Source organism: Kineosporia sp. A_224 (genome assembly GCF_002198655.1).
Taxonomy (GTDB): domain Bacteria; phylum Actinomycetota; class Actinomycetes; order Actinomycetales; family Kineosporiaceae; genus R-H-3.
This window is the reverse complement of record NZ_MWLN01000202.1, coordinates 77,172-91,392: the sequence shown is the minus strand read 5'-3', so window position 1 is coordinate 91,392 and position 14,221 is coordinate 77,172. Positions and strand designations below refer to the sequence as shown.

At 73.5% G+C, this 14,221-nt stretch carries 15 protein-coding genes; 8 read left to right on the top strand and 7 right to left on the bottom strand.

Annotation, left to right across the window (positions count from 1 at the left end):
- Window positions 1–282: 282 nt before the first annotated feature.
- From dnaE to EDJALFJO_RS24540, 7 genes are all read left to right on the top strand, one after another.
- The gene (dnaE, locus tag EDJALFJO_RS24570; protein WP_369812578.1) at window positions 283–3,759 is read left to right on the top strand and encodes a DNA polymerase III subunit alpha; all 3,477 of its coding nucleotides are present in this window, start codon (window positions 283–285) and stop codon (window positions 3,757–3,759) included.
- A 32-nt stretch (window positions 3,760–3,791) separates the two neighbouring features.
- The gene (locus EDJALFJO_RS24565) at window positions 3,792–4,475 is read left to right on the top strand and encodes a hypothetical protein (RefSeq protein WP_088288945.1); all 684 of its coding nucleotides are present in this window, start codon (window positions 3,792–3,794) and stop codon (window positions 4,473–4,475) included.
- Window positions 4,476–4,627: 152 nt separating this feature from the next.
- Window positions 4,628–6,298: a hypothetical protein gene (locus tag EDJALFJO_RS24560; RefSeq protein ID WP_143448766.1), complete on the top strand. Its 1,671-nt coding sequence runs from the start codon at window positions 4,628–4,630 to the stop codon at window positions 6,296–6,298.
- Between the two features lie 47 nt (window positions 6,299–6,345).
- Window positions 6,346–6,777, top strand: coding sequence for a hypothetical protein (locus EDJALFJO_RS24555; protein WP_143448765.1), 432 nt, complete (start codon window positions 6,346–6,348; stop codon window positions 6,775–6,777).
- A gap of 74 nt (window positions 6,778–6,851) precedes the next feature.
- Window positions 6,852–8,234 carry a transaminase gene (locus EDJALFJO_RS24550; RefSeq protein ID WP_088288942.1) on the top strand — a complete coding sequence of 461 codons (1,383 nt, stop codon included), beginning with the start codon at window positions 6,852–6,854 and terminating at the stop codon, window positions 8,232–8,234.
- A gap of 17 nt (window positions 8,235–8,251) precedes the next feature.
- Window positions 8,252–8,695 (top strand): Lrp/AsnC family transcriptional regulator, encoded by a 444-nt coding sequence (locus EDJALFJO_RS24545; RefSeq protein WP_088288976.1) that lies wholly within the window; start codon window positions 8,252–8,254, stop codon window positions 8,693–8,695.
- A gap of 18 nt (window positions 8,696–8,713) precedes the next feature.
- The gene (locus EDJALFJO_RS24540; protein ID WP_143448764.1) at window positions 8,714–9,013 is read left to right on the top strand and encodes a hypothetical protein; all 300 of its coding nucleotides are present in this window, start codon (window positions 8,714–8,716) and stop codon (window positions 9,011–9,013) included.
- A gap of 15 nt (window positions 9,014–9,028) precedes the next feature.
- Here EDJALFJO_RS24540 and EDJALFJO_RS24535 read toward each other — a convergent pair whose 3' ends face one another.
- From EDJALFJO_RS24535 to EDJALFJO_RS24525, 3 genes are read right to left on the bottom strand one after another with little or no spacing between them, the layout of a single operon-like run.
- Window positions 9,029–9,505: an NUDIX domain-containing protein gene (locus tag EDJALFJO_RS24535; RefSeq protein WP_088288940.1), complete on the bottom strand. Its 477-nt coding sequence runs from the start codon at window positions 9,503–9,505 to the stop codon at window positions 9,029–9,031.
- A complete protein-coding gene (ybaK, locus tag EDJALFJO_RS24530) occupies window positions 9,505–10,011 on the bottom strand; it encodes a Cys-tRNA(Pro) deacylase (protein WP_088288975.1) in 507 nt (168 codons plus the stop codon). Before ybaK ends, EDJALFJO_RS24535 begins: the two co-directional genes overlap by 1 nt.
- Window positions 10,008–10,667, bottom strand: a complete 660-nt coding sequence (locus EDJALFJO_RS24525) for an LON peptidase substrate-binding domain-containing protein (RefSeq protein ID WP_088288939.1) — start codon at window positions 10,665–10,667, stop codon at window positions 10,008–10,010. The genes ybaK and EDJALFJO_RS24525 overlap by 4 nt, the downstream gene beginning before the upstream one ends.
- A gap of 68 nt (window positions 10,668–10,735) precedes the next feature.
- On the opposite strand from EDJALFJO_RS24525, the gene EDJALFJO_RS24520 reads away from it, so the two are divergent.
- Entirely contained in the window at window positions 10,736–11,014 is a 279-nt protein-coding gene (locus EDJALFJO_RS24520) for a hypothetical protein (protein ID WP_143448763.1), read from the top strand.
- A gap of 19 nt (window positions 11,015–11,033) precedes the next feature.
- Here the strand turns inward: EDJALFJO_RS24520 and EDJALFJO_RS36025 are convergent, their stop codons facing one another.
- The 4 genes from EDJALFJO_RS36025 to EDJALFJO_RS24500 form a co-directional block, all read right to left on the bottom strand.
- Window positions 11,034–11,405: a GntR family transcriptional regulator gene (locus tag EDJALFJO_RS36025; RefSeq protein WP_088288937.1), complete on the bottom strand. Its 372-nt coding sequence runs from the start codon at window positions 11,403–11,405 to the stop codon at window positions 11,034–11,036.
- Window positions 11,402–12,244 (bottom strand): hypothetical protein, encoded by an 843-nt coding sequence (locus tag EDJALFJO_RS24510; protein ID WP_088288936.1) that lies wholly within the window; start codon window positions 12,242–12,244, stop codon window positions 11,402–11,404. The genes EDJALFJO_RS36025 and EDJALFJO_RS24510 overlap by 4 nt, the downstream gene beginning before the upstream one ends.
- The gene (locus tag EDJALFJO_RS24505) at window positions 12,241–13,230 is read right to left on the bottom strand and encodes a hypothetical protein (protein ID WP_088288935.1); all 990 of its coding nucleotides are present in this window, start codon (window positions 13,228–13,230) and stop codon (window positions 12,241–12,243) included. The genes EDJALFJO_RS24510 and EDJALFJO_RS24505 overlap by 4 nt, the downstream gene beginning before the upstream one ends.
- A gap of 70 nt (window positions 13,231–13,300) precedes the next feature.
- Window positions 13,301–14,179: a hypothetical protein gene (locus EDJALFJO_RS24500; RefSeq protein WP_143448760.1), complete on the bottom strand. Its 879-nt coding sequence runs from the start codon at window positions 14,177–14,179 to the stop codon at window positions 13,301–13,303.
- Window positions 14,180–14,221 lie beyond the last annotated feature (42 nt).

The following is a 14,221-nucleotide window of genomic DNA, read 5'->3' as shown; positions in this document are numbered from 1 at the left end:
GCCCTGACGCGAGCCGCCAGCGGTCTGTCGGTGCCGCGACCTAGACTGACCGGCACGCGAGGCCGTCCGGCCCGCATCGTGGGCCCCACCCCCACGAGCGGTGCGGACCTTCCCCCGGCCCGCACGCGCGCCGCCCGACGCCGACGCCTCCTGCCCGGAGGTGCGGCGCCGCCGTGCGCCGTCCGAGCGCACCACCCGCACGACCCGAGGAGCCGCCCCGTGCCTGCCAGCTCGTCGAGCAGCGACTCGTTCGTGCACCTCCACGTGCACACCGAGTACTCCATGCTCGACGGCGCCGCGAAGATCGACGACCTCTTCTCCGAGGCGGCACGGATGGGCATGCCGGCCGTGGCCACCACCGACCACGGCTACCTCTTCGGGGCCTACGAGTTCTGGAAGAAGGCCAAGAAGTACGGGGTCAAGCCGATCATCGGCGTCGAGGCGTACCTCACGCCGGGCACGAGCCGGTTCGACCGCACCCGCGTGCGCTGGGGCGACGGCGGCGAGGACGACGTCTCCGGCACCGGTGCCTACACCCACATGACGCTCCTGGCCCGGACCACGGAGGGGATGCACAACCTCTTCCGGATGGGGTCGCTGGCGAGCATCGAGGGCATGTTCTACAAGCCCCGGATGGACCGCGACCTGCTCTCGACGTACGGCGAGGGCCTCATCGCGACGACGGGCTGCCCCTCCGGCGAGGTCCAGACCAAGCTGCGCCTCGGTCAGTACGAGGCGGCCTGCGCCGCCGCCGCCGACTTCCGGGACATCTTCGGCGCGGAGAACTTCTTCTGCGAGCTCATGGACCACGGCCTCGGCATCGAGCGCCGCGTCCAGAAGGACCTCATCCGGCTGGCCCGCGACCTGAACCTGCCGCTCGTCGCGACGAACGACCTGCACTACACCCGCGCCGAGGACGCCCAGGCCCACGCGGTGCTCCTGTGCGTGCAGTCCGGCGCGACCCTCGCCGACCCGAAGCGGTTCAAGTTCGACGCCGACGACTTCTACCTCAAGTCGCCGCAGGAGATGCGCCACCTCTGGCGCGAGCTGCCCGAGGCCTGCGACAACACCCTGCTCATCGCCGAGCGCTGCGAGTCCGGGTTCACCGAGTCGGTCGGCAAGTACATGCCGAACTTCCCGTGCCCCGACGGCGAGAACGAGGAGTCCTGGTTCGTCAAGGAGGTCGAGGCGGGCCTGCACCGCCGCTTCCCGAACGGCATCACGGACGCCGTCCGCAAGCAGGCGAACTACGAGATCGAGGTCATCACGAGCAAGGGCTACGCGGGGTACTTCCTCGTCGTCGCCGACTTCATCAACTGGGCGAAGGCCAACGGCATCCGGGTCGGCCCGGGCCGTGGCTCCGGCGCGGGCTCGATGGCCGCCTACGTCATGGGGATCACCGACCTCGACCCGCTCGAGCACGGGCTGATCTTCGAGCGGTTCCTCAACCCCGAGCGGATGTCGATGCCCGACTTCGACGTCGACTTCGACGAGCGCCGCCGGGGCGAGGTCATCCGGTACGTCACCGACAAGTACGGCGACGACCGGGTCGCCCAGATCGTCACGTACGGCACGATCAAGGCCAAGCAGGCCCTCAAGGACGCCTCCCGGGTGCTCGGCTACCCGTTCTCGATGGGGGAGCGGCTCACCAAGGCGATGCCGCCGGCCGTCATGGGCAAGGACATCCCGCTCGCCGGGATCTTCGACCCCGAGCACAAGCGGTACAACGAGGCGGGCGAGTTCCGCGAGCTGCACGCCTCCGACCCCGAGGTGCAGAAGGTCGTGGCGACGGCCCGCGGCCTGGAGAACCTCAAGCGGCAGTGGGGTGTGCACGCCGCCGGCGTCATCATGTCGAGCGAGCCGCTCGTCGACGTCATCCCGATCATGAAGCGGGAGCAGGACGGCCAGATCATCACGCAGTTCGACTACCCGTCGTGCGAGGACCTCGGCCTCGTCAAGATGGACTTCCTCGGCCTGCGCAACCTGACGATCCTCGACGACGCGCTGCGCAACCTCACGCTCAACGGCAAGGAAGCCATCGAGGTCGAGAAGCTCACCCTCGACGACCCGGCGACCTACGCGCTCCTCGGCCGCGGCGACACCCTCGGGGTGTTCCAGTTCGACGGCGGCCCGATGCGCTCGCTGCTGCGCCTCATGCAGCCGGACAACTTCGAGGACATCTCCGCCGTCGGCGCCCTCTACCGGCCGGGCCCGATGGGCGCCGGCTCGCACACGAACTACGCGCTGCGCAAGAACGGCCAGCAGCCGATCACGCCGATCCACCCCGAGCTCGCCGAGTCGCTCTCGGAGATCCTCGGGACGACGTACGGCCTGATCGTGTACCAGGAGCAGGTCATGGCCATCGCCCAGAAGGTGGGTGGCTACACGCTCGGCAAGGCCGACCTGCTCCGGCGGGCCATGGGCAAGAAGAAGCGCGAGGTCCTCGACGCCGAGTTCGTCGGGTTCAGCGCGGGCATGACCGCCAACGGGTACTCCGACGCGGCGATCAAGACCCTCTGGGACATCCTCGTCCCGTTCTCCGACTACGCCTTCAACAAGGCGCACAGCGCCGCGTACGGCCTCGTCTCCTACTGGACGGCCTACCTCAAGGCGAACTACCCGGCCGAGTACATGGCCGCCGTCCTCACGAGCGTGCGCGACGACAAGGACAAGTCGGCGCTGTACCTCAACGAGTGCCGCCGGATGGGCATCAAGGTCCTCCCGCCGGACGTCAACTCCTCCGCGGCGGACTTCACCCCGGTCGGCACCGACATCCGGTTCGGTCTCACCGCGATCCGCAACGTCGGCGCGAACGTCGTCGACGCGATCGTCGCGACCCGGGAGGAGAAGGGCAGCTTCACGTCCTTCGACGACTTCCTCAAGAAGGTCCCGGCCGTCGTCTGCAACAAGCGGACGATCGAGTCGCTCATCAAGGCCGGCGCCTTCGACGACCTCGGCCACACCCGGCGCGCGCTGCTGTCGGTGTACGAGGAGCGGGTCGACAACCAGGTCGGGGTCAAGCGCCAGGAGGCGATCGGCCAGTTCGACCTCTTCGCCGACCTCGGCGGGGGCGGCGCCGACGAGCCGACCCAGCTCGGTGCGGACGTCCCGGACCTGCCGGAGTTCGAGAAGAAGGAGAAGCTCTCCCTCGAGCGGGAGATGCTCGGGCTCTACGTCTCCGACCACCCGCTCTTCGGCGTCGAGCACATCCTGTCCCGGGCCGCCGACTGCTCGATCGCGACCCTGACGGGGGACGACGGCCGCCCGGACGGCGCCCAGGTCACCATCGCGGGGATGATCAGCGGCCTGCAGCGCAAGCTGACGAAGACCGGCAACCAGTGGGCGATCGCGACCGTCGAGGACCTCGGCGGCGCGATCGAGGTGCTCTTCTTCCCGCAGGCGTACCAGACGGTCTCGCACGTCCTCGCCGAGGACCTCGTCGTCGTCGTCCGCGGCCGGGTGAGCCGCCGCGACGACACGCCGTCGATCTTCGCGCAGGAGCTCAGCATCCCCGACCTCGACGAGGGCGACCGCGGCCCGGTCGTCGTCTCGCTGCCGGTGACCCGCTGCACGCCACCGGTCGTCGAGCGGCTCAAGGACGTGCTCTCGACCCACCCCGGGCCGACGGAGGTGCACCTCAAGCTGACCCAGCCAGGCAGGTTCAAGCTCATGCGCCTCGACGACCGGCTGCGCGTCACGCCGTCCCCGGCGCTCTTCGGCGATCTCAAGGCCCTCCTCGGGCCGAGCTGCCTGGTCTGAGCACCGGTACTGAGCAGCGGAGAACAGGTCCCGTGTTCGGTCTAGGTCCCGAACAGCTCTATCTGGCTGCCTACTGGGGACCACGCGCTGTCGAACCCCCCGAGATCGGCGGTCTCGTCGCCGACACGATGTCGGAGATCTCCCGAGTGACCCCCGGCTTCGAAGGATGGGAAGTCAGCCTGCGGGGACACTTCAGACCACTCGAAGAGGCCATCTCCTCGGGAAAGCTCGTGAAGGAACTCCACCGGCAGCTCAAGGACCGCGGCCCGGACGGCGGCAACCTCCTCATGCTCTCGAGCACGGGACGGCCGCTCCCGCCGATAGCGGCCATGTGGGTTCTTGGTTCTGTCAGCGAGTACGTCCCGAACGTGTTCCTGCTGAACCTGTCGCGCCCGGAGCAGGAGTTCGACACGGCGGAGGCTGTGGCGCTCGCTCGCGTCGTCGAGTCGCACGTCATGCCGGACTGGATGATCGTCACCTCGAAACGCATCGAGAACCTTCTGAAGGCGGACGCTCCGGAGGTGCCGGCCAGGTCTCCGAGACCCGGTCTCCTCACGTACCTCTGTCGAGCGACCGGCTTCTCCGGTCTGCGAACCCAGCCCCTGCTGGAGCTGGGCCGGGGTGTTGCTCTGGCCGCTCCTGACCCGCCCGCGTCCTCCGCTGACGACTGGCTGCTCGACGCCGCCCGCCGAATGCGGGCCTCCTTGGCGTCCTGACCCCGGTCCGGGTGGGCTGCGCTGCGCCGTCCGGACGATCCGGTGTACGCCGGGTGGTGGGTGTCGCACCGAACCGGGCCTGACGTCAGTGGCGCCGTCCTACAGTGATCGACTGCGGTCGGCGGCGCGGGCCCGTCGCGGAGGGAGTCGGCGTGTCGGGCACGGGCTGGGACGAGCAGGGCGAGAATGCACCACCGGCAGGCGGTCCCGCGTGGGGGGCACCGGCCGGCGGCGCGCCGTTCCCGCCGTCGCCCTACGGCGGCGTCCCCGCCTCTGCCGCAGGCTCCCCGTACGGCGGCGGGTACGCCCCGCCCGGGTACGCGGCCGGTGCCGAGACGCTCACCCACGGCCCGACGCTCCTGCCCGCACCGCGCCGGCGCCGGGGCGCGGTCGTTGCGGCCGGCCTCGCCGCGGCGCTCGTCGTCGGCGGCGTCGGGGTCGGCGGGTACGTGGCCACCGGTCTGCTCGGTGGCGGCGACCAGCCCGAGGACCACCTGCCCGCGGCGGCCGTCGCGATGGTCAAGCTCGACCTCGACCCGTCCGCCGGCCAGAAGATCGACGCGATCCGGTTCGCCCGGAGGTTCCCCGGCGGCAAGGACCTGCGCGAGGACGGCGACCCGCGCGAGTGGATGTGGGAGAAGCTCACCCGGGACGTCGAGGGGGCGCCGCCGTGGTCGCAGGCGAGCGAGTGGATCGGCGACCGGGCCGCGCTCGCGGTGCTGCCCGCCGCGGCCGGGGCGACCGAGCCGGAGGTGGTCGGTGTGCTCGCCGTCACCGACGAGAAGGCCGCCGTCGCCGACATGGCGTCGCTGAAGAACGCCGGGGTCGCCGCCGCGGACGGCTGGCTCGTCCTCGCGCGGACCGACGCGGCCGCGCGGGCCGTCGTCACCGCCGCGCAGGCGGCGCCGCTCGCCGACGAGAGGACCTTCTCCGAGGACCTCGACCGGATCGGTGAGGACGGCGTCGCCGCCGCCTGGTTCGACGGCCCCGGGGTCTCGGCGCTCGCGTCCGCCTCCGCGTCGTCGCAGGCCCTCGGCGGGCTCCCCGGCTGCGCGGGGGCGACCGCGCCCGCGGCACCCCGGGTGCCCGGCCACGGCGCCGTGACGCTGCGCTTCGACGGCCCGTCCCTCGAGCTGTTCGGCAGCGTCGTCGGTGCCGACGCGACGGCCGCGGCCTCCGGTGCGGGCACCGGCATCGAGGCGCTGCCGGCGGGCACGCTGGCCGGGATCGGTGCGGCGGGGCTCGGTCCGGCCGTGACGAAGCAGTGGGACCAGATGCTCGCGCAGGTCTCGGCCGCGACCTGCGAGGACGCCGGTGACCTCGTCGACATCGCCTCCACGACGGTCGGGCTCGACCTCCCGGGCGACCTCGCGACGCTCCTCGGCGACACGGCGGCCGTCTCCGTCGGCGGTCCCGGCGCCGACGGGACGCCGTCCGTGGGGCTCAAGGTCACGACGTCCGGGGCGGGCCTCGGAGACCTCGTCGACACCCTTTCCGGGCTGGCCACGGACGCCGGGGTGCCGTTCACGGCGAAGGTCGTCGACGGCGGGTACGTCGCCGGCACCGGCCCCGAGGCCCTCGCGGCGCTGGAGACGCCCGGTGCCGGGCTGTCGGCCGTGCCGAAGTTCCGTGGCGCCGCCCCGGACGCGGGGGCGGCGTCCGTCGTCGCGTTCGCCGACGTCCAGGGGCTGCTCACGGCCTACGGCGACACGATGCCCGCCGACGCCCGGGCCGACCTCGCCCCGCTCGACGCGCTCGGGCTCACCGTCGTCGTCGCCGGGGGCGGCGAGCAGACCCTGCGCGTGCGGCTGACGACGCGCTGACCGGTCCGGCGGCCGGCCGGGGTGCCGCGGCCACCTACACTTCCGGCGTGACGACGCACCACGTGGCCGGGTCGGCCCCGACAACCTCGGTCCGCGGCGAGGTGTGGGTCGGTGTCGCCTGCGTGGCCGGCGGGGTCGTGCTCGGGGCGCTGTGGGCCCTCGTCGGCGCGACCGTCGTCGGGGCCACCGACCCCGACGAGCAGGCCGCTGCGTCCGACGGCACGTTCGCGCTCCTCGGCATCGGCTTCGGTCTCGTGTCGGCCCTGCTCCTCGCGGTGCTGCCCGGGCACCGCCAGGTCGTCCGGGCCGGGGTGGCGCTCGCGGGCAGCGTCCTCGGCGGGTTCGTCGGGCTGGCCGTGGGCCTCGTCCTCGGTGCCCCCGCGCTGCGCGCCGACGGGATGGTCCTGGCCTGGCCCGTCGTCCTCGGCGCGGTGACCACGCTGCGCCTGCTCGTCGTCCATCTGCTGGGTCGCGAGTAGCCACCCGCCTTGCGCTAACGATTCGTAAGCGAATCGCTCTGGTGGCATTCGATTCGCTCGGCTAAGGTGCCGTCATGCCTACAGACGTGACGATCGACCGCACCCGGCTCGCGACCCTCCTCGACCGTGAGCGCTCGGCGTACACGGCCGCGCACCCGCGTTCGGCGGAGCTGTTCGGTGCGGCCGACCACCTCTTCGGCCGGGTGCCGATGACCTGGATGGCGAAGTGGAGCGGCGGGTTCCCGCTGTACCTCGACACCGCGCACGGCAACACGATCACCGACGTCGACGGCCGCACGTACATCGACTTCGCGCTCGGTGACACCGGGGCGATGGCCGGGCACAGCCCGGCGGCGACCGTGGCCGCCGTCCGCGAGCGGCTCGAGGTCGGTGGCGGCGTGACGACGATGCTGCCCACCGCCGACGCCGAGTGGGTCGGCGCCGAGCTGTCCCGTCGGTTCAAGCTCCCGCTGTGGTCGTTCACGCTCACCGCGACGGATGCGAACCGGTGGGCGATCCGGCTCGCCCGGATCGCGACCCGCCGTCCGAAGATCCTCGTCTTCTCGTACTGCTACCACGGCAGCGTCGACGAGATCTTCGCCGTCCCGGGCCCGGACGGCGTCGCCGTCGCCCGCCCCGGCAACGCCGGCCCGCCGGTCCCGATGGACCTCACGACGCGCGTCGTCGAGTTCAACGACGCTGCGGCGCTGGAGCGCGAGCTCGCGCACGGCGACGTCGCCGCCGTCCTCATGGAGCCGGCACTGACGAACATCGGCATCGTGCTGCCCGAGCCGGGCTTCCTCGAGCGGGTCCGCGAGCTCTGCACCGCCGCGGGGACGCTGCTCATGATCGACGAGACGCACACGTTCTCCGCCGGCTGGGGCGGGGCGACGACCGCCTGGGACCTCGAGCCCGACATCTTCGTCATCGGCAAGAGCATCGGCGGCGGCATCCCGTCCGGCGCGTACGGCATCAGCGCGGAGGTCGCCCGCCTCGTCGGCGCCGACGCCGACGCCGACCTCGTCGACGTCGGCGGTGTCGGCGGCACGCTCGCCGGCAACGCCCTGTCGGTGTCGGCGATGCGCGCGACCCTCGAGCAGGTCCTCACGCCGGAGGCCTTCGACGGCATGATCGCCCTGGCCACCCGGTTCACCGAGGGCGTGCAGGCGACGATCGACCGCACCGGTGTCGCCTGGTCGGTGCAGCAGCTCGGGGCCCGCAGCGAGTACCGCTTCGCGAGCCCGGCGCCGACGACCGGCACGGCGTCCGCGGAGAGCGCCGACGACGAGCTCGACGAGTACGTGCACCTGTTCATGGCCAACCGCGGCGTCCTCATCACGCCGTTCCACAACATGGCGCTCATGTGCCCGACGACGACCACCGACGACGTGGACCGGCACACCGAGGTCTTCGCCGCGTGCGTCGACGAGCTCGTGGGGACGGGCCCGGTCGCGTGAGCGGCGGCCGGGCCGAGCTGGACGACGTCGACCGGACCCTGCTGCGGATCCTCCAGCACGACGGCCGGGCCTCGTACGCCGCGATGGCGCCCGAGGTCGGCCTGTCGGCGCCGGCGGTCCGGCTGCGGGTGCAGCGGCTCGTCGACGAGGGCGTCCTCCAGGTCGTCGGCGTCACCGACCCGATCGCGACGGGCTTCCCCGTCATGGCGATGGTCGGCGTCCAGACCCAGGGCGACGTCCGGGCCGTCGCCGACGCGCTCGGCGCGATCCCGAACGTCGTCTACCTCGTGCTCACCTCGGGGGAGCACGACCTGCTCGCCGAGGTCGTGTGCCGCACGCCGGAGGAGCTCCTCGACGTCGTCAACGACCGCGTCCGGGCCGTCGACGGCGTGCTCTCGACCCGCGTCTGGCAGTACTACGGCATCCACACGCACCGGTTCACGTGGGGTGTCCCGGACTGAGGCCTGAGGACCGTGATCGTGACCGATCCCGCGGCGCAGTGCCGCGACATCGGTCACGATCAGTGGGGAATCGCGTTCAGGTCGTGCCGGGGGGGCGTCGACCGGGTGGAGGTGTGGGAGGGCAACCTCGCGTTCGAGCTCCGCGGCTTCACCCCGGAGAAGGATGCCTGGGACGCCGCCGACGTCGAGGCCGCCCGAGCCGTGTACCCCGAGCAGCAGGTCGCCCTCAGCCCGGAGCGGAGCTACTCGTTCGTCGGGCCGACGACCGAGGTGATGGTGGCCCCGCTCGTCGCGGGGACACGGACACCCCGGGACTGAGGCGCCTGTCCGCGGCTACCGGCTGCTCGGGAACGAGACGACGCCGTCGTCCCGCAGCGCATCCACGAGCAGGGTGAGGTCGCGGTCGGGCAGTGGTGGCAGCTCGTCCGGGCCGAACCAGCCGACCTCGAGCGACTCGTCGTCCGCGACATGCGCCTCGCCGGACAGCGGCGTGCAGCGGAACGTCGTGATGACGTAGGAGACCTCGTCCCCGTTCGGGTACAGCATCGGCGGGATGGTGAAGACGCTGACGATCCGGTCCGGCCGGACGACGATGCCGGTCTCCTCGCGGACCTCACGGACGACGGCGTCCGCGACGTCCTCGCCCGGCTCCATGATTCCGCCGACGAGCGTCCACCCGCCCGTATCGCTGCGCCGGCCGAGCAGCACTCGGCCGTCGGCATCGACGACGACGCCGCAGACGGCGGGCATGAACAGCAGGTCGTGGCCGATCTTCTCCCGCAGCCGCAGGACGAACTCCGGGGTCGGCATCAGTGCCGCGCGATCGACGCGGTGCGCGCGCCCGTCAGCCGGACGAGGTCGGCCGGGGCGAGCTCGACGTCCACCCCGCGCCGCCCCGCGGACACGAGGACGCTGTCGAACGCCAGCGCGGACTCGTCGACGACGGTCGCGAGCCGCTTGCGCTGGGCGAGCGGGCTGATCCCGCCGACGACGTAGCCTGTCGCGCGCTCGGCGGCCGCCGGGTCGGCCATCGCGGCCTTCTTGCCGCCGGCCGCGGCGGCGAGCGCCTTGAGGTCGAGGTGCGCGTCGACGGGGACGACGGCCACGGTGAGCGCGCCGTCGACGTCGGCGACCAGGGTCTTGAAGACCCGCTCCGCCTCGACGCCGAGGGCGAGCGCGGCCTCCTCGCCGTAGGAGAGCCCGCGCTCGTGGGCGCGCGGGTCGTGCTCGTACGCCCGGATCGTGTGCGGCACCTTCTGGGCCGTGAGCAGGACGGTCGCGGGGGTCCCCACGGCGTCCTTCGCCTTCTTGCTCAGTTGGAGCTCACGCTTCCCTTCGTCAGGTCGGTCGCCGGCAGGCAGCGGAACGCGGTGATGAGGGCGCGCTCGCGCTTGAGCAGCCCGATCTCGGCGGCGAGCCGGTCCGCCGTCGTCGGCTCCTCGAGGAGCCGCTGCCGCTCGGGCAGGTCGAGGATGACCGCCGCGGCGACGAGGTAGCTGACGACGCGCGGGTCGTCGGGGAGCTCGGTGACGTCGACGTCGAGGACGGCCCGGTACTCCGCGAACTGCTCGACGACCCGGTCGGTGAGCGCCTCGAGGTCGCCCTCGCCGTCCGGCTCGTCGATGAGCTCGACGAGACCGGTGAGGTAGGGCGTCCCGGCGGCCTCGTCGAGGCCGACGACCCGGAACCTGCCCTCGCCGACGGTGACGATGTCGAAGCGTCCGTCGGAGTAGGGGGTCACCTCGCGCAGCTCGGCGATGCACCCGACGGCGTGCAGCGCGGTCGCGTTGCCCTCGCCGACCTCGTGCCCGGTGCGGATCGCGACGATCCCGAACTGCCGGGTCGCCCCCTCGGGCAGCGCCATGAGGGCCTCGACAAGCACCCGGTACCGCTGCTCGAAGATGTGCAGCGGCAGCACGAGGCCCGGCACGAGCACCGTGCCCAGGGGGAAGAGCGGCAGCCGCGTCGCCATAGCCAGGAGGCTAGTGGGATCGGCCGCGCGCCTCGACCTGTGGGCCGTCGTCCACGACCATGACCGTCATGGGGACGACAGGCCCGCAGGGGTCGGCAGGGACCGAGGAGCCGGACGGCGTGCTCGAGCGGTTGTGGGACGCGTGGGTCGGCACGGACCGGGCGGGCGGCGACGCAGCGTCCGAGGTCCCCGGGCGGGAGGGTGAGCCGCCGGAGGACGTCGAGGCCGTCGAGGTGTTCGGCAGCGACGACGTCCTCTCCGACCAGCTCGCATCGTTCGGCGCCGTCGGCGACGTCTCGGACGGCGTGCTCCAGGACGACGGCACCTCCGACGTCGACTGGACCTGACGGGCGGAGGAGCCGCCGTTCAGCGGGCCGCGCGCCGTGCGTCGACGGCGGCCTGCACGAGCGCGACGGCCTCGCCGTCACCGATCCCCAGCGCAGAGACCGCCTCGGCGTACGCAGCGGCGGCCGCCGCGGCCCGGCGCCGCACCGCGTCGCCCGACGCGGCGACGAGGGTGCCGCGCCGCCCCGCGGTCTCGACGAGGCCGGCCTCCTCGAGCTCGCGGTAGGCCCGGGCGACGGTGTTCGCGGCGAGCCCGAGGTCGGTCGCGAGGGTGCGGACCGGCGGCAGCCGGGTGCCGACCGGCAGCGAGCCGTCGTCGATCCGGCCGGCGATCCCGGCCCGGACCTGCTCGTAGGGCGGGACGCTGCTCGACGGGTCGACCTCGACGATCACAGCGGCGATTCTCGCAGCACGTCGGGGGACGGCGGGGCGCCGGCGAGCCAGGCCTGCGGCGGGGTCGCGTGGTGAAGCCGCCAATCCTGCACCAGCGGTCTCGCCGACGAGGTGACCCACCCGTTGACGCCGAGTCCCAGCACGAACAGCACCGTCAGGACGATGTCCGCCCAGAACCAGGACGGTGCACCGGTCCAGCGCTCACCGTGCACCAGCCACCGGGCGGTGGCGATCGGCAGGACGGTCATGAGGGGCGTCCCCAGGTCCTGCCGCGCGAGGGCCGCGTCGACGGCGCGCAGCACGGCCCCGTCCCCGATCGCCGGTGTTCCGATCACCTCCCGGACCGCGACGACGACCAGGCCTCCGAGCAGGAGCGGCACCAGCAGAGCGACAGCGGAGACCCACCCCGGTCTGCGCACGAGCAGGTCGACGGCGACCGCGGCCGACACGCCGGTAGCCGCCGCCGGGACAGCGGCGATGCACCACACCGCCGGCCCAGGGCGTCGTCGTCCGGCGTCGCCGCCGGTGACCGGTGTGAGCCTGGCGCGGACGGCGTCGTCGATGCGGCGAGACGTCAGCAGCGCCATGCCACCGACGCAGACGTTCACCAGTGCCAGGACCGCCGCGCCGAGCACGGCAGGAGCCGTGTCGTCGCCCGTGTCCGAGAAGATGTCGACGCCGAACGAGACGAGCATGATGGCGACGACCACGGTGACCAGACCGGCGAGCCGGTCCCAGCGCACGGCGCCCGGGTACCCGAGCCAGCCGCGGCCGTCCACCCGCGCCCGGATCACAGCGAGGTCGAGCGCCGTCGGTGGCGGCAGCACCGGCGCGGTCACGACGCGGCCGGCGCCAGCGGCTGCGGCGCCGCCGGCGCCGCCCGGGGGAGCAGGTCGCCGTCCCCGTTGAGCCCGACGAGCAGGGCGACCTGGACGGCGAGCAGCAGACCGGCGGCGACGACCGCGAGGGTGAACCACCAGCCGGGCAGGCCGTGCCAAGCGAGGAGGTAGAGCACCGGGGCGGCCGCCGTGCCGGTGAGCCGCAGCCGCAGGTCGCGGCGCAGCAGGGCGGCGTCCGCCCAGCGGGCGAGCAGGCCGGTGCCGACGACGGGCGTCGTCGCCCGCACGGCGAGCAGCCGGACGTGCGTCGCGAGCAGCGCGAGCGGCCCGACGGGGCCGAGTGCCATGAGCACCCCCGGGCGTTCGACGAGGACGGCGACGGCCGAGACCGTGACGAGGACGAAGGCGCCGGCGACGACGGCGGCGAGCAGCGTCGTGCCGCGGCCGAGCCGGTCGACCAGGGTCTGCACCGCCGACCGGCCGGGGAGCCGGCGCAGCGCCTCGAACCGCCGCGCGGGCGGCGTCACGGTCATCGGCTGCGCGGCCGTGGCCGGCGCGTCCGTCGCCGTGGCCGGGACGTCCGCGGCGGGCACGAACCGGTTGCGGACCAGGACGTCGACCCGCGCCGTCCGGCGTTCGGCCCGGACCCAGGCCCGGGCGCACACGAGACATCCGACGGTGGCGGCGACACCGGCCGGGGCCGCACCGGACGGGTGCGCCCCGAGCCAGGCGGTCACGCCGACGGCCGCGGCGAGGCCGACGGGGCCGATGAGCAGCCCGGACGACGACGGGCCCCCGTCGTCGGCGCGGCGGGCGAGGACGGCGCGGCCCTCGACCCGGGCCCGCGTGACCTCGACGTCGAGCGGGGCCTGGAGAGGCAGCGGTGCCGGGCCGCCGCTCACCGGCGCGCTCCGGCGCGACGACGGACCGCCCGCGCACCGGGCGCAGCGGGAGTGGTGGGGGACGGGGTCGTCGTCCTCCGACACGGCAGCATGCGATCACCGTAGGGCCGAAGGGGGGCGGCAGCCCAGCCCTGCGGCTGCGGAGCGTGACGGGTCAGGCGGGTTCGCCCGCGAGCCAGGCCTCCGGTTCACGCGCGGTGACGAGGCGGTAGTCCTTGAACAGTGGCTCGTGCATCCTGCCCGCGGACGCGCCGAGGGTCGCGAGGACGGCTGCGAGCGCGCAGAGGCCGAGTGCGCCCTCGTACCGGGTCGGGTGCAGGCCGAGCTGCACCGTGGCGATGAACGCGAACATCGGGATCGGTTCGAGCACCTCCAGGAGCCTGTGCTTGCGGACCGACCCGTCCACGGCCTCGAGGACTGGGCCGGCGCCGACGGGGGCCGACCGCAGCACGTGGATCCCGGCGGCCGCCGCCAGGACGAGCACGCCGAGCAGGGAGAGCACCGGGAGCACGGCCGCGACGCCGGCCTCGCGCAGCACGGACGGCAGCGCGGCCACGACGCCGAGCACCAGCCCGACCGAGCCGAGGAGACCGCAGACCGCCACGGTGCCGCCGACCGGCCCCAGGGGAAGCGCAGGTCGGCGCCCGACGGTCCTCGCCGGCCCGTCGACCGCGAGCCGGGCCCGGACCGCGGCGTCGAGGCGCCGCTGCCGCACGAGACCTGCAACGGAGAAGCCCGTCCGGGTGCCGAGCCCGAGGGTGAGCGCCCAGGTGGACGACGTCCCCGGCCTGCCGCCGGAGAGGAGGTCGCCGGTGAGGAGGGCGACCACGACGGCGACCACGACGGCGCCGACAACTCGGACGAGGACGGTCCTGGCCTTCGTGCGGTGTGTCGCACGGGACTCCAGGGCGTCCACTCGGGCCCTGACCGCCGCGAGCTCGGTCGCGGTCGGCACGGGCAGCGCCGCCGGGGTCCGTCGGCGCGGCCGCCAGGACCGCCCCGGCGCGGCACCTGCGGCCGCTGGCTGTGACATGGATCAAGGCTAGGGCCGCCGCCCGGGACGCGGGGCGCCTGC

Bases quoted from the DNA above. Each gene is read 5' to 3' on its own strand.
- dnaE (WP_369812578.1), top strand. From the start codon at position 283: ATGCTCGACGGCGCCGCGAAGATCGACGACCTCTTCTCCGAGGCGGCA.
- EDJALFJO_RS24535 (WP_088288940.1), bottom strand. From the start codon at position 9,505: ATGCCGACCCCGGAGTTCGTCCTGCGGCTGCGGGAGAAGATCGGCCAC.
- EDJALFJO_RS24500 (WP_143448760.1), bottom strand. From the start codon at position 14,179: ATGTCACAGCCAGCGGCCGCAGGTGCCGCGCCGGGGCGGTCCTGGCGG.
- EDJALFJO_RS24550 (WP_088288942.1), top strand. From the start codon at position 6,852: ATGCCTACAGACGTGACGATCGACCGCACCCGGCTCGCGACCCTCCTC.
- EDJALFJO_RS24525 (WP_088288939.1), bottom strand. From the start codon at position 10,667: ATGGCGACGCGGCTGCCGCTCTTCCCCCTGGGCACGGTGCTCGTGCCG.
- EDJALFJO_RS24520 (WP_143448763.1), top strand. From the start codon at position 10,736: ATGGGGACGACAGGCCCGCAGGGGTCGGCAGGGACCGAGGAGCCGGAC.